This window comes from Odoribacter sp. (assembly GCF_985060555.1).
Genome location: NZ_CFKYFN010000060.1, coordinates 97164 through 118298, shown reverse-complemented (window position 1 = coordinate 118298; position 21135 = coordinate 97164). Strand labels below are relative to the sequence as shown.

Annotated in this window: 20 protein-coding genes; 19 read left to right on the top strand and 1 reads right to left on the bottom strand. The window is 37.7% G+C overall.

Annotation, left to right across the window (positions count from 1 at the left end):
• Nucleotides 1-25 precede the first annotated feature (25 nt).
• Nucleotides 26-973: a GSCFA domain-containing protein gene (locus AC5RDS_RS08060; RefSeq protein WP_229032349.1), complete on the top strand. Its 948-nt coding sequence runs from the start codon at nucleotides 26-28 to the stop codon at nucleotides 971-973.
• 6 nt (nucleotides 974-979) lie between these two features.
• Here AC5RDS_RS08060 and AC5RDS_RS08055 read toward each other — a convergent pair whose 3' ends face one another.
• Nucleotides 980-1501, bottom strand: coding sequence for an SPOR domain-containing protein (locus AC5RDS_RS08055; protein WP_013610475.1), 522 nt, complete (start codon nucleotides 1499-1501; stop codon nucleotides 980-982).
• A 321-nt stretch (nucleotides 1502-1822) separates the two neighbouring features.
• On the opposite strand from AC5RDS_RS08055, the gene AC5RDS_RS08050 reads away from it, so the two are divergent.
• The 18 genes from AC5RDS_RS08050 to AC5RDS_RS07965 all read left to right on the top strand — a co-directional run bounded on the left by AC5RDS_RS08050 (nucleotide 1823) and on the right by AC5RDS_RS07965 (nucleotide 21124).
• Nucleotides 1823-3106 carry an L-cysteine desulfidase family protein gene (locus AC5RDS_RS08050; protein WP_013610476.1) on the top strand — a complete coding sequence of 428 codons (1284 nt, stop codon included), beginning with the start codon at nucleotides 1823-1825 and terminating at the stop codon, nucleotides 3104-3106.
• An 842-nt stretch (nucleotides 3107-3948) separates the two neighbouring features.
• Nucleotides 3949-4098: a hypothetical protein gene (locus AC5RDS_RS08045; RefSeq protein WP_182436132.1), complete on the top strand. Its 150-nt coding sequence runs from the start codon at nucleotides 3949-3951 to the stop codon at nucleotides 4096-4098.
• A 260-nt stretch (nucleotides 4099-4358) separates the two neighbouring features.
• A complete protein-coding gene (locus AC5RDS_RS08040; protein WP_306452121.1) occupies nucleotides 4359-4700 on the top strand; it encodes a DUF6261 family protein in 342 nt (113 codons plus the stop codon).
• A gap of 150 nt (nucleotides 4701-4850) precedes the next feature.
• Nucleotides 4851-5873 carry a UDP-N-acetylglucosamine 4,6-dehydratase (inverting) gene (pseB, locus tag AC5RDS_RS08035; protein ID WP_013610478.1) on the top strand — a complete coding sequence of 341 codons (1023 nt, stop codon included), beginning with the start codon at nucleotides 4851-4853 and terminating at the stop codon, nucleotides 5871-5873.
• Nucleotides 5870-7033: a UDP-4-amino-4,6-dideoxy-N-acetyl-beta-L-altrosamine transaminase gene (pseC, locus tag AC5RDS_RS08030; protein ID WP_306452120.1), complete on the top strand. Its 1164-nt coding sequence runs from the start codon at nucleotides 5870-5872 to the stop codon at nucleotides 7031-7033. Before pseB ends, pseC begins: the two co-directional genes overlap by 4 nt.
• On the top strand, nucleotides 7030-7719 hold the full coding sequence (gene pseF / locus AC5RDS_RS08025; RefSeq protein ID WP_013610480.1) for a pseudaminic acid cytidylyltransferase: 690 nt from the start codon (nucleotides 7030-7032) through the stop codon (nucleotides 7717-7719). The genes pseC and pseF overlap by 4 nt, the downstream gene beginning before the upstream one ends.
• A 150-nt stretch (nucleotides 7720-7869) precedes the next feature.
• Nucleotides 7870-8826 carry a PseG/SpsG family protein gene (locus AC5RDS_RS08020; RefSeq protein WP_013610481.1) on the top strand — a complete coding sequence of 319 codons (957 nt, stop codon included), beginning with the start codon at nucleotides 7870-7872 and terminating at the stop codon, nucleotides 8824-8826.
• Between the two features lie 5 nt (nucleotides 8827-8831).
• Nucleotides 8832-10070: a type III PLP-dependent enzyme domain-containing protein gene (locus AC5RDS_RS08015; protein ID WP_013610482.1), complete on the top strand. Its 1239-nt coding sequence runs from the start codon at nucleotides 8832-8834 to the stop codon at nucleotides 10068-10070.
• 1 nt (nucleotide 10071) lies between these two features.
• Complete coding sequence (locus AC5RDS_RS08010) at nucleotides 10072-11058, top strand: ATP-grasp domain-containing protein (protein WP_013610483.1); 987 nt, start codon at nucleotides 10072-10074, stop codon at nucleotides 11056-11058.
• Nucleotides 11058-12077: a pseudaminic acid synthase gene (pseI, locus tag AC5RDS_RS08005; RefSeq protein WP_306452119.1), complete on the top strand. Its 1020-nt coding sequence runs from the start codon at nucleotides 11058-11060 to the stop codon at nucleotides 12075-12077. The genes AC5RDS_RS08010 and pseI overlap by 1 nt, the downstream gene beginning before the upstream one ends.
• 45 nt (nucleotides 12078-12122) lie before the next feature.
• Nucleotides 12123-13382: an oligosaccharide flippase family protein gene (locus tag AC5RDS_RS08000; RefSeq protein WP_013610485.1), complete on the top strand. Its 1260-nt coding sequence runs from the start codon at nucleotides 12123-12125 to the stop codon at nucleotides 13380-13382.
• 35 nt (nucleotides 13383-13417) lie between these two features.
• The gene (locus AC5RDS_RS07995; protein ID WP_306452118.1) at nucleotides 13418-14611 is read left to right on the top strand and encodes a glycosyltransferase family 4 protein; all 1194 of its coding nucleotides are present in this window, start codon (nucleotides 13418-13420) and stop codon (nucleotides 14609-14611) included.
• Entirely contained in the window at nucleotides 14604-15623 is a 1020-nt protein-coding gene (locus AC5RDS_RS07990; protein WP_013610487.1) for an acyltransferase family protein, read from the top strand. The genes AC5RDS_RS07995 and AC5RDS_RS07990 overlap by 8 nt, the downstream gene beginning before the upstream one ends.
• Nucleotides 15623-16726, top strand: a complete 1104-nt coding sequence (locus AC5RDS_RS07985; protein WP_013610488.1) for an EpsG family protein — start codon at nucleotides 15623-15625, stop codon at nucleotides 16724-16726. The genes AC5RDS_RS07990 and AC5RDS_RS07985 overlap by 1 nt, the downstream gene beginning before the upstream one ends.
• A gap of 16 nt (nucleotides 16727-16742) precedes the next feature.
• Nucleotides 16743-17777 (top strand): hypothetical protein, encoded by a 1035-nt coding sequence (locus AC5RDS_RS07980; protein ID WP_013610489.1) that lies wholly within the window; start codon nucleotides 16743-16745, stop codon nucleotides 17775-17777.
• A gap of 245 nt (nucleotides 17778-18022) precedes the next feature.
• A complete protein-coding gene (locus AC5RDS_RS07975; protein ID WP_013610490.1) occupies nucleotides 18023-18781 on the top strand; it encodes a glycosyltransferase family 2 protein in 759 nt (252 codons plus the stop codon).
• Between the two features lie 2 nt (nucleotides 18782-18783).
• Nucleotides 18784-20022, top strand: coding sequence for a protoporphyrinogen/coproporphyrinogen oxidase (locus AC5RDS_RS07970; protein WP_013610491.1), 1239 nt, complete (start codon nucleotides 18784-18786; stop codon nucleotides 20020-20022).
• A 46-nt stretch (nucleotides 20023-20068) separates the two neighbouring features.
• On the top strand, nucleotides 20069-21124 hold the full coding sequence (locus tag AC5RDS_RS07965) for an NAD-dependent epimerase (RefSeq protein WP_494222289.1): 1056 nt from the start codon (nucleotides 20069-20071) through the stop codon (nucleotides 21122-21124).
• The last annotated feature ends 11 nt before the right edge of the window (nucleotides 21125-21135 follow it).

Here is a 21135-nt window from a genome sequence, read left to right as displayed (position 1 = left end):
CTTTGTGATGAAATTAGTGGAAAAAATGGAACTACAGACTGTTGTCAAATTGGATAAACCTTCGTTTCGGATCGATTATTCGACCCGGCTCATGATGCTGGGTTCCTGCTTTGTCGAAAATGTTGGAGCGAAGCTGGAATATTTCAGGTTCAAGACGGATATCAATCCTTGTGGTATTGTATATAATCCCCTGTCTGTGGCTGATACGCTGGAGTTGTTATTGGCCGGTAAACGATTCTCGCAAGCCGATTTATTACGAAACGGGGAACTATGGGTGAGTCTGAGCCATCATGGACGGTTTTCCGCCAGGGAAGCCGGGGACTGTTTACAGCGTATAAATTCCAGATTGGAAAAATCGGTAGCTCATTTAAAAACGACAAATGTCCTGGTGATTACCTGGGGAACTGCCTGGGTATACCGTCATCGGCAGTTGGGACGAGTCGTTGCCAATTGTCATAAATTTCCGGCCACTGATTTCGAGCGTTTCCGATTAAGCCCCGAAGATATCGAACAAGTGTATACCGATTTATTGTCCCGCCTGCACAGTCGTTATCCGGATATGAGGGTGCTGTTCACCGTGAGCCCTATCCGGCATTGGAAAGACGGAGCACATGCCAACCAGTTGAGTAAAGCGGTATTGTTGCTGGCCATCGATAAATTGAAGCAAAGGCTGGATTATGTCTCTTATTTCCCTTCTTATGAGATCGTGATGGACGAGCTTCGGGATTATCGTTTCTATACAGAAGATATGTTACACATCTCTCCGCAAGGAATCGAATATATCTGGGAGAAGTTTCAGTCCCTGTATATGACTTCGGCAACCGAAGCGTGGATGAAGCGTATCGATAAAATAAACAAGACTTTATTACACCGACCTACAGATCCTGATTCGTCTGTTTATCAGGAATTGATGAAAAAAACAGCTCAGGAGCGTGAACGGATTGAACGTGAACTCAGTATTTCTTTCAGTTGATTCCGGTTATTCCGCTGTTTCTGTCCCGGTCACGATATCCTGCATCGGGATTCGTTTCAGTTCATCCAGGGAAATCTCTGTTTTTACGGCATAACTGGCCGGATAAATTTTACGGATCCGGTGTAAATCAGGAATACATTCCAAACGGTTTCTGTAATTACCTACCCGGATTTTGAAATCCGGATCGAAATATTTCAAATAGGCCGGAATGTCTTGGAAAGTTTCTTCGAACTTATTCCGCATTTCCTTTAGGTTTTCGATGTTGCAGCCGAATGAACTGACCGAATAGATTTGAATCCGGTAACCTGTAAAAGTTTTCTTTTTCTCATTCAGATGGATGTGCCATTGCAGCAAATTGTCTATCGGTGTGTCACTGTCGAGGATTACCTGTCCGCCGTTATGACTTTCCGTCCTGAGTTCCTGAAGAATATCGTAATGCGGTTCTGCTTCCACGATCAGGGTATCTGCTTCTTGTGCAAACAAATGGACCGGAAAAAGGAATAATATAAAGAATAAATATTTATTCATGATTTAAAATTTTTTGCGAAGATAAGGAATTTAGAGTAAATCGTGAAATATTTTCTTGATCTTGCCGCCTGGATAAAGTGTGTTTGTTCGTCAATAAAATGATTATTCAGAGATTCGGAGGGAACATTGGGGTCGACTCGCAGACGGGTTAAGGTGTGCTTTTGAGAGTGACGATATTGGTCATTGTTTGTGTTGGAAATCCCCGGGAAAAGACTACTTTGATGATGTAAATCAAGTTAAAAAAGCGTTAATACAGGAGGTCGGAGGAGTGGATATGATAAAAAGAAATAATTTTGCTTCATCAATCAAAAATAAAATTTTATGTGTCAGGCTACAGATAAACAAATCATAGAAGTACTGAAAATGGAAACGATTCCGGCATTAGGTTGTACGGAACCGGTTGCTTGTGCCTTAGCTTGTGCCCGATGTAAAGAGGAATTGGGTGGTGTTCCGGAACATATCGAAGTGTTCGTCAGTGGAAATATCTATAAGAACGGAATGGGAGTAGGTATTCCCGGTACCGGTATGACCGGACTGCCTATCGCCGCTGCTTTGGGTGCTGTTTGTGGAAAGACTGAATACGGCCTGGAAGTATTGAAGGAAGTTTCTGCTTGTAATAATTTGGCTGTTGCTAAATCTTTATTGGACAAGCAGGCTGTCGTTATCCATTTGAAAGAAGATGCTCCCGATAAATTGTATGCAGAAGCCATCTGTAAGAAAGGCAACGATACGGTAAAAACAGTGATTGTCCACGGACATACCAATATTATTCTGGTTGAAAAGAACGGGAAAGCAGTTTATCGTAAAGATTTTACGCCGGTAGCTGCCGAAAAGAGCGATCGTGCTGAATTAAGTATAGCCCGGATCTGGGAATTTATCCACCGGATCGACGTTGCAGAGATCGAATTTGTATTGGAAGGTGCTGAAATGAACAAAGCGATTTCGGCTGAAGGTTTGAAGAGTGAATACGGTCTGCAGATCGGTAAGACCTTAAAAGAAAATATCGACAAAGGGTTGTTGGAAAACGACTTTTTGAACAATGCCTTGATTTGTGCCACCGCAGCTTCCGATGCTCGGATGGACGGTTGTGAGAAACCGGTGATGACTAATTCCGGTAGTGGAAATCAGGGAATTACGGTTTATCTTCCTGTCGTCGTGGCTGCCGAACAATTCGGTTGTTCCCGGGAGCAATTGATCCGGGCCTTGGCTTTGAGTAATCTGGTAGCTGCCCATATCCATTATTATATGGGACACCTTTCTGCTTTGTGTGGAATTCTGATTGCCGGTACGGGAGCTGCTTCGGCGATTACTTATCTGATGGGGGGAACCTACGAACAGGTAGTCAACACTATTAAGACTATGTGTTCCAACCTGACCGGAATGATGTGTGACGGAGCGAAACAAGGTTGTGCCCTGAAAGTATATTCCGGCGTTTCTGCTGCCGTACAGGCCGCTCTGTTATCCATGAAAGGAATCAAAACTCACAATGACGGTATTATTGAAGAAGATATTGAAAAAACGATCCGCAATGTCGGAATCATCGGTACCACCGGTATGGAACAGACCGATAAGACGATTCTGAACATTATGTGTCGGAAACAATAATAATTTTTCTCTACATACTATTCCCCGGAATTTTGGTGTTTTACAGACCACGATTCCGGGATTTTTTTATTTGATTTTCCCGGATTAATTCCAGATTCAATTTGTACACAACAAATTTAATATGTATCTTTGTTCCCTGTTCTTACAAAGAGATAATCAAGTAGTTCGAATGTTAAAAAAACGAACGATTAAAACAGTTATGTTTCGAATCTCTTTTCTTTTTCTGACTATTTTATAATCTTCACCTAATCAATCTTTTCAAAATTTATTCATTAACCTCCCCAGCTATTTTTTATTACAAATTTAATCGTTCGTTTTTTTTGTAAACATATTGCCGACAAATTTGTACGATCAATTCAAATTTTCAATATGTTCTGTGTTTTATAATCTTATCTATCATTCTAAACGATAGTTTTCTTTTCAGTTTATTTCTTCTCCCGGCTGACCGAGCTCCTTTTCATTCTTGGACGTAAAAGAGTCTCCCGGTGGCGTCGCCGTGGGTTGCTACACGCGTAGGGTAACAGACCGGGCGTGAACCGGTATCCAATCCGGTGGGGAAACCCCCGAAGGCAACGCCGCTACGATGGTTCGGGAGCGGGAGTTCGATTCTCCCGGTAGCGACAAAGATAGATGATAAATAATAGATGATAGATGGAAGGAGATTTTGTAGGGGATTTGTGATGGAGAAATCTGGTGATAAGGTAAATTTTTACGAATTGTAAATCTTTAATATAGGTGTTTATGCTTAGACATTTGGCTCCATTTTTGATCGGTGCTGTCGTTGGCTGGATGATTTTTATTTTTACTTTGTCTGAAAATACGAACGTTTCATTCCGACGACATTGATGGGAACCCTGGCTGTCATTGTGGGTAGTGATGCTATCGCTTTTCTGCTGACCAGGTACGACCGCTTCGGTGTCGCAGATTTCCATCTGTGGTATTTCATCGGCATAGGGGTGAGCTTTTTCTTCTATGCGATTCATATCCGGTAATCAATATTCTTTTTAATCATGGAAAGATAAAGGATGAAAAAACGTATGGAAGGTTTACCTCTATCGGGGGAACGGATATACAGAATTTGAAATGTATAGAGGCCTCGGTGGATGAGTTCGGATATCTGTGAGGTACTGCTGGTTTTGGTCGATAAGTATGGCCGGAACATCCCGGCTATGCCTTACCGTCAGGAAACCGGAGCGATCAAGAATCTGATGCAGGACTGAAGCTCGAAGCCAATGCCGCCCATATCCAAACGTTGTTTGCCGGGTATTGGGTGAGTACCCTTCGTTCGGCTAACGAACAGTTCGAACAGATTATGCTCATCCGTTCGGATGCCATCTCCGAAGCCGCAATGGGCGCTGCCAAAGTAGCCCGCGAGGCAGCACAGATGACTTTCGGAAAGCTGTGCGAAATGGTTAACGCCCTTGCTATTGTGAACGGTGATGCAGCCTACAAGTACATCATTGACCGTATCAACCAGCTGGTGGCCGAATTACACAACGTGGTTGTCTGTCGCCGTTCCTGTAAGAAATCCGATGAGACCGCCGACTCTGATTCTTCTACCGACACCCCGGCTCCATCGCCTGTGGAGGAATAACTTTAGGCACCTTTTTTTAATACCATTCATGTTAATCCTTACATCATAATTTATTTTATATACATCATTGTTAGAAAATTGACGGTATTCTGGAACAGTTTTATCCTTTTCCGGGATACTGTTTTTAGTGACTTATAATTCCAATTTGAAATGTTAAATGGTAAATCAGTGTTAATTACCGGAGGAACGGGTTCTTTCGGTAAAAAGTTTGTGGAAACCATTCTGAAGCGTTATCCGGAGGTGAAGCGAATTGTTATTTATTCCCGAGACGAATTGAAACAGTTTGAGCTAAAGCAGAAATATCCGGAATCGAAGTATCCTCAATTGCGTTTTTTTATCGGAGATGTCCGGGATGGGGAACGGTTGAAGCGGGCTTGTGAAGGGGTCGATGTGATTATCCATGCAGCGGCTATCAAGCAGGTTGATACGGCCGAATACAATCCGGAAGAGTGTATCAAGACCAATATTCACGGAGCTCAGAATGTGATTAACGCAGCTTTGCAAACCGGAGTGAAACACGTGGTGGCTTTATCGACCGATAAGGCCTGTGCGCCGATCAATTTATACGGAGCAACGAAATTGACTTCCGATAAACTATTTACAGCTGCTAACAATATCAGTGGCTCGAAAGACATTAAATTTTCTGTGGTTCGTTACGGAAATGTCATGGGTTCCCGGGGATCGGTTATTCCATTTTTTATCCATAAGCGTGATAATGGCGTTAAAGAACTGCCGATTACGGATATGCGGATGACCCGTTTCAATATTTCTTTACAGGCAGGCGTGGATTTGGTGATGTATGCTATCGGACATCATTTGGGTGGAGAAATTTTTATACCGAAGATTCCTTCCTATCATATTGTAGATGTGGCTAAAGCGATTGCTCCGAACATCCCTTTGGTGGAAGTGGGAATTCGTCCGGGTGAAAAACTGCATGAAGAAATGATCACAGTTACAGATGCCTTGAATACTATTGATTTAGGACAGTATTATGCCATTCTTCCTTCAGTATCTTTCAAACATCAAAGGGAAGAGTATTTGCAACATCATCAGGCCGTTCCTGTACCCCAGGGATTCCATTATAGTTCCGACCAGAATGAGGAGTGGGAAACGGTAGAAACATTGCGTGCTAAAATAAAAGAGTTTGTTGATCCAAATTTTGAAGTAAAATGATTCGGAAATTTATTCCATACGGTCATCAGCATATTACGGACGAGGATATACAGGTTGTCGTAGAGACTCTGAAGTCGGATTATCTGACGCAGGGGCCGAAAATTGCGGAATTTGAACAGGCGTTTGCCCGCTATGTCAATGCCCGTTATGCTGTTGCCGTGAACAATGCTACGGCCGGATTGCATTTGGCAGCGAGCAGTTTGGGACTTAAACCGGGGGATAAAGTGATCGTGACGCCGATGACTTTTGCAGCCAGTGCCAACTGTATCCGCTATTGCGGAGGTGAAGTGGTGTTTTGTGATATTGACCGGGATACCTATCTGATGGATATCCGGAAATTACGGGAATTGCTTGCAGCTCATCCGAAGGGCACTTTCAAGGGTATCGTTCCGGTGGATTTTGCGGGGTATCCGCATCAGATGGAAGAATTCAGAAAGCTGGCCGACGAATATGGATTGTGGATACTGGAGGATGCCTGTCATGCTCCGGGCGGATATTTCACTGACAGTAAGGGCGAAAAGCAATTGTGTGGAAATGGCCGTTATGCCGATGTAGCCGTATTTTCTTTTCATCCTGTAAAACATATTGCAACGGGAGAAGGCGGAATGGTGACAACGAACAATAAAACACTGTACGATCGTTTGTGTTTGTTGCGGACCCATGGCATTACCAAAGATCCGGCGTATCTGTGTGAAAATCACGGTGGTTGGTATTACGAAATGCGGGAGTTGGGTTTTAATTACCGGCTGACGGATTTCCAGGCCGCTTTGGGAATTTCACAACTAAAACGTGCTGATGAGGGGCTGAAACGCCGGCAGGAAATTGCAGTCCGATACACGGAAGCTTTCCGTAACATCGGGGAGATAAAAACGCCTTTTATAGCTTCCGGGGTTTACCATGCCTACCATTTATATGTCGTTCAGGTACCCGATCGTTTGGGATTGTACAATTATCTGCACGAAAACGGGATCTATGCCCAGGTACATTATGCTCCTGTCCATCTGATGCCTTATTATCGGGAACGGGGTAATAAGCCGGGTGATTTGCCGGTGGTGGAAGAATATTACCGCCATTGCCTGAGTCTGCCGATGTTCCCGACTTTGACGGACGAGGAACAGGAGTATGTGATCAGTAAGGTAAAAGAATTTGTGAATCGATGAAAAACATAGCAATCATACCGGCCCGGGGAGGCAGTAAACGGATTCCCCGGAAGAATATTAAACCGTTTATGGGTAAACCGATTATTGCTTATTCGATAGAAGCCGCTTTGGAATCCGGTTTGTTCGATGAAGTAATGGTGTCGACAGACGACGAAGAAATAGCAATGGTTGCCCGGCAGTACGGCGCAAAGGTTCCGTTTATGCGTTCGGCGGAAACTGCGAATGATTATGCAACGACTGCGGATGTCATGCTGGAAGTGTTGGAATGTTATAAAAAACAGCGTATCGAATACGATACCTTGTGCTGTATATATTCCACAGCTCCGTTCGTTACTGCAAGCGTTTTGAAAGATGCCTATCATTTATTGACGGAGAATCATTTTGACTCGGTTTTTACGGCAGTGGCCTATTCCTATCCGGTACAGAGGGGATTAAAAATTGAGGATGGAAGAATCCGGATGGTATGGCCGGAGTACATACAAAGCCGTTCTCAGGATTTAGAAATGATTTATCATGATGCCGGACAGTTTTACATATCGAAAGTAGAGCCTTTTTATCAACATAAAGATTTTTGGGGAGCCAATACTGGTGGAATAATTTTATCGGAATTGGAAGTCCAGGATTTGGATACATTGACAGACTGGAAATTAGCAGAAATGAAATATCAATTATTACATACCAGATAAGAAGATTTTTCCGTACCGATGCCGGTTGTATTAGATTTGACAGGTGCAAATGCTGAAACATTATTCCTCTTCCCTGGCAAGTCTCTGTTGACTGCACCAGTTTATCTGGCTAGATGTATAGGGCAGAAATAGAACTTTTGATAACAGAATATGAGTAAAAGAAAGATATATTTCCGGGCTGATGCGGGGGCAGATATCGGTTATGGCCATTTTATCCGGTCACTGGCTTTGGCCGATATGCTGCGGGAGAATTTCAACTGTGTTTTCACGACTTTGTCACCGACGTCCTATCAATTGCAGGAAATGAATAAGGTATGTGAGTATATACCTTTGGTTGGATTGAAAAACCAGTTTGAAAATTTTTTATCTCTTTTGAACGGCGATGAGATTGTTGTTTTAGACAATTACTATTATGATACATCATTTCAGAAACAGATAAAAGAAAAAGGATGTAAGCTGATTTGTATTGATGATATTCATACCCGTCATTTTTATTGTGATGTGATTTTTTGTCCGGATCCTTGTCATCCTGCGGATTATTCAGCCGAACCTTTTACAGAGATTTATTGCGGTATGGAGTGGGCTTTTTTAAGAAAGCCTTTCATAAATAATGTCCGTTTACGAAATAGTGATACAATCGATAAGGTAGTGGTGGCTTTGGGAGGGGCTGATCCTTACGGTTTGACTGACCGGGTTTTGGGGGTCCTGACGGATAAGCCTTTGGAGGTAAGCGTCATTGCAGGTGATACGGTTGTTGTCGATCCGGTTTATCAAAAGAGGGTTAAGGTATATAGGCGGGTGTCTGCAGAGGAAATCGTCAGATTGTTTAACGAGGCGGATCTGGGTATCTTTTCTGCGAGTACAATTTGCAACGAAGCATTGGCTTGTAAATTACCTGTTGCAGCTGGTTATTATGTAGATAATCAGTATGAATATTACAATTATTTAAAAGATGAACATATCATTTATCCTTTAGGTTATCTGCGGGACAATAGTCTTGAAATGAATATGGATAGAATATTTACCTCCAGGGAAAAGGTAATTATTCCTGATTTTGATTATAAAAATCAGGTTACTAAGATTTTGGAGATATTTGAAAGGTTATAAGCAATATGTATACATTTGAACAATGTAAGAAACTGGAACTGGAAATAGGGACTCCGGCTTATTTGGTTAATGAAGATTTATTTTTGAATAATCTGAGAGATATTCGGGCTGCTTTTAAATCACTATATCAGAATATTGTAGTCGGATATTCATTTAAGACTAATTATTTACCGTATCTGTGCAAGTTAGCTCTGGAGCAGGGGTGTTATGCAGAGGTGGTTTCTTTTTTGGAATATCAGATAGCTTTGAAAGTAGGTTTTACCGGGAATCAGATTATTTTTAACGGACCAATTAAACGGGAAAGTGAATTTGTTACTGCACTTTTAAATGGATCTGTTATTAATATTGATAGTGATTATGAAATAGATTATTTGGAACGTTTGAAAGAAATATATCCTGAAAATCAGTTTGAAATAGGGTTACGTGTCAATGTTTCCATTAAGGATGAAAATGGTTGTTCTGCAATTTACGGAGAGGAGGAAAGTGGTCGTTTTGGTTTTATGGAGGATGAAATAGATAAGGCTATAGAGCGTTTGACAAAAATTAATTGTAAAATAATTTCATTACATGGCCATACTTCATCCAAGAATAGGGCAATAAATAATTATGTCCAGATCATTGATAAGTTATTTGAAATACAGCATCATTATAAATTAGATATTAAATACATCAATATTGGAGGCGGATTTTTTGGACCAGTACCTCCCGGTATGTTTGGTTATGCAACACCTTCTTATAAGGATTATGCAGAAGTAATAATTGCAAAGCTTCATACAAACCGTTGGTTTTGTGAAAATAGGCCCTGTTTGGTAATAGAGCCGGGAATGTCTGTGGCTGCTTCTTCAATGGCTTATATAACAAAAGTCTTTGATGTAAAGAAACGGAGTAACCGTTGGATTGCACAGGTTGACGGTAATATGTTTCATATCCGTCCATCTATGCATACAATGAAAATACCATTTCAAATAATCAGCGGACGTGTTATTGACAATGTTGAAACGAAGAGAATTGATTTTGCAGGTTCTACCTGTATGGAATCTGATGTTCTGGTAAGAACAGAAACTTGTCGTCAAGTTCATCAGGGAGATTTTTTGGAAATAGATAACGTTGGAGGCTACACTTTTGTAATGGGGGCAAATTTTATACAATTCTTACCTCATATAGCAATTCTAAAAAATAATGAATTCATTTCTCTCAGAGAGGGAAGCAATTTTGATAATTTCATTGAAATTTTTAACTGGTGATATGGAGAAAATCTTGGTTTTAAGTCCGGGTCGTCAGCGGTATTTAATTGATTTGTTCAAGGTTTATTTTGAAGTTTATATAGGTGATAATAATGATCTGATTCTTGAGACTTACAAAGAGTTTACTTCTTTAAAAATGCCTTTGTATGGTTCTGAGGAATATATGGATGTTTTAACATCATTCATATGTGAGCATGAAATAAATTATGTGCTGACTTTGAGTGATATTGAGGTTGTCGTTTTATCTGGAAATGAGGTTTTACTTGAGAATGCAGGTTGTCATTTGATCGGTTTACCTTACGATAAAGCCCTGCTTTGTCTGGATAAATATTTGTTTTATGAGTATCTGATCACCAATGGAATTTATACGCCATTGACCTATATAGAAGTTGACAAACTGCAAACAGATCTTAAAGCAGGCCGGATACATTATCCATTGATTATAAAAAATCGTTGGGGAATGGGTTCTAAAGGATTGGCTGTTGTCCATTCTGAAGATGATTTGAAGAATTATAATAATACCGGTCAGGCTTCATTTCCTTCATTTTTAGGTGCAGTTAAAAATCCGGATCTGAATGTAGTCTATCAGGAAATGTTATTTTCTGACGAATATGGTATGGATATTATAAATGATTTGGACCGGAAATACCGATTGTGTGTTGTTAAGAAGAAATTGGAAATGCGGGGAGGGGAAACGGATGTTGCTGAAATGGTTTGTTTCCCGGAAGCAGAAATTCTTGCGGAAAAGTTGTCTTTTTTGTTTCAGCATCAAGGAAATATGGATTGTGATTTTCTTAATGTTGAAGGAAAATTGTATGTGATAGATGTCAATCCTCGTTTTGGAGGCGGTTATATATTCTCTGAAGCTGCCGGCGTTAATGTACCTGCTTTACTTCATGCCTGGATTAATCATGAATACGTTGATTGTCAACGTGTGCAATGTCTGGGAAAAAGATATAGAAAAATAACATCTTTAATAGAGATTTGATGGAAAATGATAAAACTTTTATTGTTGCGGAATTATCGGCTAACCATAACGGTAGCTTATCCCTGGCAAAGAAGACAATAGCTGCGGCAAAAGAAGCAGGTGCGGATGCTGTGAAATTGCAGACTTATACGGCTGATACGATTACAATAGATTCGGATAAAGATTGTTTCATCGAAAAAGGAGGTTTATGGGATGGATATTCGTTGTATCAGTTATATAAAGAAGCTTATACACCTTGGGAATGGCATGCGGAGTTGTTTGAATATGCATATGCTCTGGGGTTGGAATGTTTTTCTACTCCTTTTGATTTTACTGCCGTAGATTTTTTGGAAAGCATTCATAATCCAATTTATAAAATAGCTAGTTTTGAAATTACGGACATCAATCTGATCCGTTATGCAGCAAGCAAAGGTAAACCGATGATTATTTCTACCGGTGTAGCTACCCCGGAAGATATTGAACTGGCATTAAAAGTATGCCGGGAGGTGAACAATCAGGATATTACTCTCCTGAAATGTACTTCGGCTTATCCGGCTCCTTTGGAAAAGGCGAATTTGCTTACTGTTCCCGATATGAAGCAACGGTTTGGAGTAAAGGTGGGTGTTTCGGATCATTCCATGACTAATACCATAGCAGTAACAGCGGTTGCATTGGGTGCAACAGTGGTGGAAAAACATTTGATACTGGATCGTAAAATGGGAGGTCCGGATAGCGGATTTTCAATGGAACCGGCTGAATTTGCCGATATGGTAAAAACCATACGTGAAGTTGAAATGGTAAGGGGAAAAGTTTTATATCCTACGGATGTGAATGCAATCAGTGGGCGCGATTGTTGCCGTTCGTTGTTTATTTGCGAGGATATGAAGAAAGGAGATAGGCTGACAACCTCCAATCTTCGTTCTATCCGTCCGGGATGTGGATTGCATCCGAAGTATCTGAATGAATGTCTGAGCAGGAAGGTGAACCAGGATTTGGAGAAAGGTACTCCGTTTGAATTGAGGTTTGTTGGAAGTGAATGATAGGCACAAAAATAATTACTTAAGGATAATTTGTTGATACTAGGTATGGGAGTTGTAAAGTACAGGGAGTTATTGAAACGTCATTCTGTATTATTTGAGAATTTTACTTATATCTCTATATTACAAATCTTTGTAATGCTTGCTCCATTAATTACCTATCCTTATTTAGTGAGGGTGTTGGGTAGTGATTTGTATGGTTGGGTGATTACAGCACAAATTGTTGCCAGTTATTGTTCTATACTTGTCGATTTTGGTTTTAAGCGGGTGAGTGCGCGGCATATATCTGTTTTTAGGGACAATAAGGAGAAGTTGTCAGAGATTATGTCTACCATTTTAACGCTTCAGGCGATATTGTGGTTATTTTGTTTGGGTATTTATATTATCGTAATAGGGTTAATACCGGCTTATCGACAGCATTTCTGGCTTTTTGTTTTTTCGTTTGGACTTACTTTTAATGAGTTATTATTTCCTCAATATTTTTTTCAGGGTATTGAGAAGATGAAATATATAACCATTGTGAATATTGTTATTCGGTCTATTTTTATTGTTTTGATTTTTTTGTGCATAACGACTACTGAGGATTATGTTTATGTACCCTTGTTGTTTACTGTAGGCTATTTTATTGGAGGTATTTTGGCATTGTATGTGGTATTTGTACGGGAAAAAATAGTATTCCGTTTGCCATCCTATGCTAATATGAAATATTATTTGAAAGATGCTTCCCCCATTTTTTTTACTGATGTAATCTGTACAATAAAAGATAAGTTAAATTATATTTTGCTGGGCTCCTGGGTAGGGATGAGTGATGTGGTTGTGTATGATTTGGGCTCTAAGTTTATGAATGTAATTCTAAAACCGGCCGGAATTGTCGGAACAGTTTTATTTCCTAAAATAGCTAAAGAAAGGAATGTATTGTTGTTTAGAAAAACAGTCCTTGTTTTATTTGCTTGTACTTTGGGATTAGTTATTGTATTGAATCTGTTTTTACCTCAGGTTGTACATTTTTTTATTGATGAAGAGATAGATTTATTGCCTATTCGTTTGTATTTATTAGCTCCTGTTATAGTTGGAGTTAGTAGTTTTATTTCTTCTAACCTAATGGTGGCATTGGGGTACACAAAGTATGTTTTATATAGTATTATTGTGACGACTGCTGTTTATTTGAGTTTGTTGGCCGGGATGTATTTTATGGATTATTTGACCTCTGTTACTTCGTTTGTTCTTTTAACCGTGGCTTCTTATTTGGGGGAGTTAATTTATCGTCTGAGAATTATGTTTAAGATAGAAAGATTAGAGCATACTTGAAATTTAGGATGTTAGATATAATTAATCTATTTTGTATGAAAAAAGTTGATGTCATTTTTCCAAACTATATAAATGCGGCAATCGGTCCTACAGGGACTTTAAGGCGTTTATTAAAGAATAAAGAGTATCTGAGGGCACGCGGTTATGAATTAGAGATTTTTACTTATGATTATTTGGTTTCTAATGGAAAGTCTGCGGAGGTGGATTTTTCAAAAGGGTTGACTTTTCGTTCCAAACTGAAGCAATGGCTTAGGAAAAATAGGTACACTTCTATTCTGTTTTTATTGCGCTATATTCGTAATGCCAACCGTTTGGTCAGGATATATAAAAAACTCAACCGGAAACCAGACATTGTTGTATTCCATGAGGAGGATGCTTGTTATGCTTATTTGAAAAATATAAAATCTTCGGCTAAAAAAGTTTGTTTTTTTCATACGGATGGGAAACGGTGGGAAATGTTTCTGAAGTCTTATCCTAAATTGAAGAACACGCTTTTTCTGAAATATTTGGATAGAAGGATTGATTATATTATTCGTTCTCTTGACTGTTTTGTTTTTATAGCCCGTATCGGACAAAAAAATTTTTTATTAGAGAATCCCGGAGTAGATATTAATAAAACTGTTTTTTTTCACAATGGTATAGATGATAAACCGATAATAAAGAGAGAAAAGAAAGATGCTTTTAAGTATCATTTATGCTCTACCGGATCTATATGTGAACGTAAAGGCCAATATTTGATCATTGAGGCTTTACATCTTATGGATAGAGAGAAAAGCAAAGAAATTCATTTATCCTTATTTGGAACAGGACCTGATTTGGCTGTTTTACAGAATAAAGTGGTTCAGTATGGATTAGAAGAACAGGTGACTTTTTACGGTAATGTACGGAATGAAGAAATTCATAGTAGAATTACTGATGAGGATATTTTTGTTTTAATGAGTAATAATGAAGGACTTCCCATTTCTATTATAGAAGCTATGAGAGCCGGATTACCTATTATTAGTACTAATATTTCCGGTATTCCTGAACAAGTTACATCTTTTTATAATGGTATTTTAATAAAGCCAACAGTTTCTGATTTAGTAAATGTTTTAAATGATTTGTCTAAATATGATTGGAAAACAATGGGAGAAAATTCTCGAAAACGTTTTGAAAATGAGTTTTCGTTTGATCAGATGTTAAAAGCTTATTGTGATATGTTGGATCGTCTTAAAGTATCGTATGAATAAAAAATGTTTTGATGATATTGTTATTCTTCGTTTTATTGTCATCTTGTGGTTAATTATTTATCATTCGACAGCTTTTTTTGTAGGTGCATGGAAAGTTCCTTTCGTTTATGAGTTTGGCGAGGCTACTTATATATATGTTTGGGTTGCGAGGGGGGCTTATGCTATTATGTTGGAAATGTTTACTTTTATTTCTGGTTTTTTATTTGCTTCACAGATAAAGGATTATACTTTCTTTTCTTTACTGAAAAAAAAATGTCGTCGATTAATAATTCCCGCTATTGTTTGGGGAATTGTATATGCGTTTGCATTAAATAAGGTTGTTTTTGAATCTGGCTGGCAATTTTTTGGTGAATTACTCAATGGCGTAGGACATTTGTGGTTTTTACCGATGTTATTTTGGTGTTTTATAATAGGTTTTGTCTTATTTAAGTATATAAATAATTTTTGGATTGTTGTTTTATGTTCATTTATATTGTGTGTTTTGTCCCGCTATATTTCTGTATCTTTTGGGGGATTTTTCATGGCGTTTAAATACTTGTTTTATTTTGTTTTAGGATTTTATATTTGCTTTTACAGGAATGTGATATTTTCGAATTTTTTGAAATGGCGATGGATTATATTGCTGATATTCATTAGTCTGTTTTCATTTATAAGTTACTATGAAGTTCTTAAACAATGGTCAAGTTTTGGTGCATCATTCAATGCTGCTATCCGTTTTGGCATATCTAGCGTGTATAAATTTTGTGGAGTTATATCATTGTTTTTATTAGTGAACAAGATATTGAGCAAGAATGGAAGACTGAAATCATTTTTTTATCAATTTTCAATATTGAGTATGGGGATTTATGTGTTTCATCAAATGATAATCGATTATTTATATAATTATACAGAACTTCCATCTGAAATAAATATAATGCTATTACCTGCAATTGCAGGGGTGATTGCATTGGGAGGAAGTGCACTTCTTACATGGACTTTGGTAAAAATGAAAGTGAATAAGATATTATTATAATGGAATTAGATTTTTATTCTTTTTTTTGTTATGTAGGTAGCTTACTCATAATGTTTTTTCTTACCAACAAATATGAAACTACTGAGTTGCCTTTGCAACGAAAAGTTTGGTTGATTTTTTCATTTTTATTTGTTGTATTTTTTTGTGCTTTACGTTTTTATGTAGGTAATGATTATGCACGTTACGTTATTGGTTTTTATGGTATTAAGCAATTCTATGGTGCAAATGTATATTTTTGGGAGCCTGCTTATTTTATTTTAAATCGTATATTTTTAAATTGTTATGCGGGATATATATATGTATTTGCTTTTGCTACTCTGATATCGTTTATCTTCATATTTAAGACTTTAAATTATTATAATATACTAAAGTGGGGTATCTTTTTTACATTTACGTTAGGGTTATTGATCTTTTTAAATAATGGAATTAGACAGGGTGTTGCGTTGTCTATTTTTATTTATTCTATTCGTTTTATAGAAAATAGAAAATTTATTAGGTATCTGCTGTGTATCTTATTAGCTGCTACTTTTCATTTTTCTGCATTCATTTTGGTTTTTGTATATTTTGTCCGTTATATTAGATTGTCATATTATACTTGGCTTTTTTTATTGGTTTCTTTTTTCTTTTTACAGTATACAGGAATATTGCGTCAAGTATTTATAGCTATAATTTCTCATATTCCTTTTTATAATGCATATATTGAGAAGGTAGATATATATACCGTAGAAGCTACACCGGGATTTGGTATTTTGTATAATTTTCTGATGGCTGTACTATTAGCTTTTGTTTATAGAAAATCTGTTCCGAATACAATTCTTACCATTTATTTTTTAGGGTCAGTATTGTATATCTGTTCTGTTGGTATATTGTTACTTGAAAGAATTGCGTTTTATCTAATGTATACCAATGTAATTGTTTTTGCTCATTTTGTGACGTTACGTCGTTATAGACAAGTTGCCCAAGTATTCATTTTTTTGACTTTTATCTATTTTTCAATTCAGTCTTTGACCGGAATGGAAAAACATGGTGCGGTTCCATACAGAACAATTTTTAATGAAGATTTGGAAAATCCTCCTTCCGAATATTATCACAATGAAATTTAAACCGTTATATTTTAATATGAATCACTCTCTTAGAAGATTAGCAATAAAAAACAGATTTGTTCTTACGTTGATAAATGAGTTTTATAGCTTGAAAAATAGTTATCGGTTTCAACAGATTATAGCTGAAAATAAGAACTTGACTATTTTTGATTACAAAAATCTCATAAAGCCAATTCCTTATGCTCCTACTGATTTGGTTATAGATAATAATCTTTATGGATTGTCTTATACTCTAAAAAAATATGCAGGATTGAATGTAAGCAGAAGTTTGAATGCTTCTATTGAACATGGAGTATTTTTTGGGAATTTAGTTAGAAAAGATGATCGGATTTATCCGGTAAATTCGATCGTAACTTATGGTCCAAGAAGAATTAAGCATTTGAAAGAAGGAAATATAAATAAGACAATAATACCTATTGGTCCTTATATTCATTACGCTAGTCCATTACTGACTGATGAACAGTTCCGGAAATTGAAGAGTGAGTTAGGTAAAGTTTTATTGGTATTCCCCTCACATGGGATAATTGGAGCTGATTCAAGTTATAATATAAATGATTTTATTGCTGAAATAGAAAGAATAAAAGTTGATTATGATAGTGTATTGATTTCTTTGTATTGGACCGATGCATTAAATACAACATTGGTAGCCAACTATATTGAAAAGGGGTATAAAATTGTAACTTCTGGTCATCGTTTTGATTTGAATTTTTTGTCCCGTCAGCGGAGTATAATCGAATTGGCAGATTATACGATTTCTAATAATCTGGGTACTCATGTTGGATATTGTATTTATTTAGGTAAACCACATTATATTTTTAGACAGAAAGTAGAGTCTTGTTATAAGAATAAAATAGTTGAGAAACATGTATTATCCTCTTGTACAGAAGATAATGAAAATACATATCAAAGTGAGTTGGAGGAAGTATGTAGTTATTTTGATTCTGATATACGGTTGATAACTCCTGAACAGAAAAAGATTGTTGAGGAATTTTGGGGTATTTCTTATGTAAAAACACCGCTTGAATTACGAAATGAATTGATGGTTATTTGAAGAGGAATAAAATCAAGGGATATGCGAAATGATAGTGTTGATTTAATATGGAAGGAAGGGGATAGGCATTTGTATATGGAATTGTAGAAGCATTGAGTGTTTTGGTGATATATTTGATTACTATTGCTTATGTTAATAGCTACTTGCCTTGGCGTATCGGTAAAAGATATTCTTAATATTTGAAATAACAGATAAGAATATCTTAATAGAAGTTTCTTTTATTTTCTTATAAAAATACATTATTGATGGTTGTAAAAGATTTAATATCCATTGTTACTCCTATGTATAATGGAGAAAAGTATATTGTCCAAACGATAGAATCTGTGATTGGGCAGACTTATAATGATTGGGAGATGATAATTGTGGATGATGGTTCGAAGGACCATAGTCCGCTAATTGTTGAAGAATATAGTCAAAAAGATGGGCGGATTAAGTTATATCGGCAGGTTAATGCAGGATCGGCTGCAGCTCGTAATAATGGGTTACGTCACTCTCAAGGACAATATATTTGTTTTCTGGATGCAGATGATGTATTGGATTGTACTTTTTTGGAAAAACAATTGTGTTTTTTACGGGAAAAAGATGCTGGTATAGTATATGCTTCATACAGACGTATTAATGAGGTTGGTAAGGAAATACTAAAACCTTTTATTGTACCGGAAAAAGTAAATTATAAGGGACTGCTGAAAACTTGTTCTATTTCTTGCCTTACGGCTATGTTTGATAAAAAGAAAACCGGAGAAGTTTATTTTGATGAAACATTGAGAAGTATGCGTGATGATTTCGTTTTTTGGTTGACTCTGTTGAAAAGGATTGATTATGCTTATGGAAATCCGGAGGTATTGGCTTCTTATCGTGTATTCTCAACCAGTACTACTGGCAACAAGAAAAAGGTTATGAAGCCGCAATTTATGGTTTATTATAAAGTTGAGAAGTTAGGGCTGTTGAGAAGTATTTATTATTTTATGCATTGGGCGGTTAATGGTTTTCTTAAATACAGATAATTATGGATTTGATTATAGGAGCAGGGATTTCGGGTCTCAGTTATGCTAATTTTATAGAAAACGACTTTTTTATAGTTGAAAAAGAAAGTGAACCAGGAGGGTATTGCAAAACAATTAAAAGGAATGGATTTGTTTGGGATTATTCCGGACATTTTTTTCATTTTCAGCACCCTGAGTTAGAGAAGTATATTTGTAAGAATATTTCTGCAAGTTCTCTTTTATCGGTAGAGAAACACACTCAGATATATTATAAAGGAAAGTATATCGATTTTCCTTTTCAAAAAAATATTCATCAATTGGAAAAAGAGGAATTGATCGAATGTCTTTATGATTTGTTTACTGCCGGGAAACATAGTTATTCTACTTTTAAAGAGATGGTCTATGCTAATCTGGGTAAATCTATTGCAGAAAAATTTCTCATTCCTTATAATGAAAAACTTTATGCCTGTGATTTGGATGTTTTGGATGTAAATGCTATGGGACGTTTTTTTCCCAAGGCTGATAAGGAAGATATTATATTGAATTTTCGTTCTCATGATAATTCTTCCTATAACCATTTTTTTACTTATCCCCGGGGAGGAGCAATTGAATATGTTTATTCATTATTGAAAAATATAGATCAGGATAAATTGTCTTTGAATGAAGTTTTGCAATTTGTAGATGTAGAACGGAAAGTTGCTATTACTAACCGGAGGGAAATAAAGTATGACCGTTTAGTTTCGACATTACCATTTCCCCAATTGTTAGACATTTGTAAGTTAGTATATCCTGATGATGTTTTTTCTTGTAATAAAGTTTTAGTATTTAATTTAGGTTTTGACTCAAAAGGTAATGATAAGCTGAACAGTTGGGTATATGTGCCTGAAAAGGAATTCATTTTTTATCGTATTGGGTATTACGATAATATAATGAATACAGACCGGATGTCACTATATGTTGAGATTGGTTTTTCACAAAAACAGGAAATGCTGAAAGAAGGGCTTTATTTGGATCGAATACTAAGTGATTTAAGAAAAATGGGAATTATTACTACCCAAAAATTAGTAGACTATGAGGCTGTTTTAATGAATCCTGCTTATGTTCACATAAATAAAAAGAGTGTAGAAACAGTGGAAGAATATAAAGAAATTTTAGAAAAGAATGATATATATTCTATAGGTAGATATGGGAGTTGGACTTATTGTTCTATAGAGGATAATATTCTTGAGGCACGTGAATTGGCTGAAAAATTGAATAAATAGGGGAAATGATTTGATATTCCTCTATAATATTACTGAAATAAATTTTATGAAAATACTGGTCACCGGCGCAGCCGGGTTTATCGGGTCTTATGTCGTGCAGCGTCTGCTGGAACGGGGAGACGAGGTGGTGGGGTTGGATAATATCAACGATTATTATGAGGTGGAGTTGAAATACGGAAGGCTTGCAGAGTGCGGTATTGTGAAGGAAGAGGTGGGGTGGTATAAACTGGTGCAGAGCCGGAAGTGGCCGGCCTACCGGTTTATCCGTATGAATCTGGAGGACAGTCAGGCTATGGAGATGCTGTTCGTGAATGAGCGGTTCGGCCGGGTTTGCCATTTGGCGGCTCAGGCGGGCGTGCGGTATTCGATTACGAATCCCCGGGCTTATATTGAGAGTAATATCGACGGATTTTTCAATGTGTTGGAGCGTTGTCGCTGGAACCGGGTGGAACATCTGGTGTTTGCCAGTTCGAGCAGTGTGTACGGGTTGAACGGGAAGGTTCCGTTTTCTGAAAAGGATAGTATCGCGCATCCGGTAAGTTTGTATGCGGCTTCGAAGAAGAGTAATGAGCTGATGGCACATGCCTATAGTCATCTGTATGGAATCCCGGTGACGGGTTTGCGCTTCTTTACGGTTTACGGTCCCTGGGGTCGTCCGGATATGAGCCCTTTCCTGTTTGCAGATGCCATTTTGCATGACCGGCCGGTTAAAGTGTTCAATCAGGGGGATATGCTTCGGGATTTTACGTATATCGACGATATTGCGGAGGGTGTAATCCGTTGTATCGACCGGGTGGCCGAACCCGATCCGGCCTGGAATGCGGAGTGTCCCGATCCGGCCTGCTCTTCGGCACCTTACCGGATCTACAATATCGGCAATTCGGAGCCGGTACGGCTGATGGATTTTATCGCGGCGGTAGAGGCGGCCTGCGAAAAGGAAGCTGTGAAAGAATATCTGCCTATGCAGCCGGGAGATGTGTATCAGACGAATGCCGATACTTCGGCTTTACAGCGTGATATGGGGTATAAACCTTCGAAAGACATCCGGGAAGGCGTCAGGGAGACCGTGGCCTGGTTTAAGTCGTATTATCATTTGGAGTAGTTGCTTCATTT

Bases quoted from the DNA above. Each gene is read 5' to 3' on its own strand.
- AC5RDS_RS08060 (WP_229032349.1), top strand. From the start codon at position 26: ATGGAACTACAGACTGTTGTCAAATTGGATAAACCTTCGTTTCGGATC.
- AC5RDS_RS08055 (WP_013610475.1), bottom strand. From the start codon at position 1,501: ATGAATAAATATTTATTCTTTATATTATTCCTTTTTCCGGTCCATTTG.
- AC5RDS_RS08050 (WP_013610476.1), top strand. From the start codon at position 1,823: ATGTGTCAGGCTACAGATAAACAAATCATAGAAGTACTGAAAATGGAA.
- pseB (WP_013610478.1), top strand. From the start codon at position 4,851: ATGTTAAATGGTAAATCAGTGTTAATTACCGGAGGAACGGGTTCTTTC.
- pseC (WP_306452120.1), top strand. From the start codon at position 5,870: ATGATTCGGAAATTTATTCCATACGGTCATCAGCATATTACGGACGAG.
- pseF (WP_013610480.1), top strand. From the start codon at position 7,030: ATGAAAAACATAGCAATCATACCGGCCCGGGGAGGCAGTAAACGGATT.
- AC5RDS_RS08020 (WP_013610481.1), top strand. From the start codon at position 7,870: ATGAGTAAAAGAAAGATATATTTCCGGGCTGATGCGGGGGCAGATATC.
- AC5RDS_RS08015 (WP_013610482.1), top strand. From the start codon at position 8,832: ATGTATACATTTGAACAATGTAAGAAACTGGAACTGGAAATAGGGACT.
- AC5RDS_RS08010 (WP_013610483.1), top strand. From the start codon at position 10,072: ATGGAGAAAATCTTGGTTTTAAGTCCGGGTCGTCAGCGGTATTTAATT.
- pseI (WP_306452119.1), top strand. From the start codon at position 11,058: ATGGAAAATGATAAAACTTTTATTGTTGCGGAATTATCGGCTAACCAT.
- AC5RDS_RS08000 (WP_013610485.1), top strand. From the start codon at position 12,123: ATGGGAGTTGTAAAGTACAGGGAGTTATTGAAACGTCATTCTGTATTA.
- AC5RDS_RS07995 (WP_306452118.1), top strand. From the start codon at position 13,418: ATGAAAAAAGTTGATGTCATTTTTCCAAACTATATAAATGCGGCAATC.
- AC5RDS_RS07990 (WP_013610487.1), top strand. From the start codon at position 14,604: ATGAATAAAAAATGTTTTGATGATATTGTTATTCTTCGTTTTATTGTC.
- AC5RDS_RS07985 (WP_013610488.1), top strand. From the start codon at position 15,623: ATGGAATTAGATTTTTATTCTTTTTTTTGTTATGTAGGTAGCTTACTC.
- AC5RDS_RS07980 (WP_013610489.1), top strand. From the start codon at position 16,743: ATGAATCACTCTCTTAGAAGATTAGCAATAAAAAACAGATTTGTTCTT.
- AC5RDS_RS07975 (WP_013610490.1), top strand. From the start codon at position 18,023: ATGGTTGTAAAAGATTTAATATCCATTGTTACTCCTATGTATAATGGA.
- AC5RDS_RS07970 (WP_013610491.1), top strand. From the start codon at position 18,784: ATGGATTTGATTATAGGAGCAGGGATTTCGGGTCTCAGTTATGCTAAT.
- AC5RDS_RS07965 (WP_494222289.1), top strand. From the start codon at position 20,069: ATGAAAATACTGGTCACCGGCGCAGCCGGGTTTATCGGGTCTTATGTC.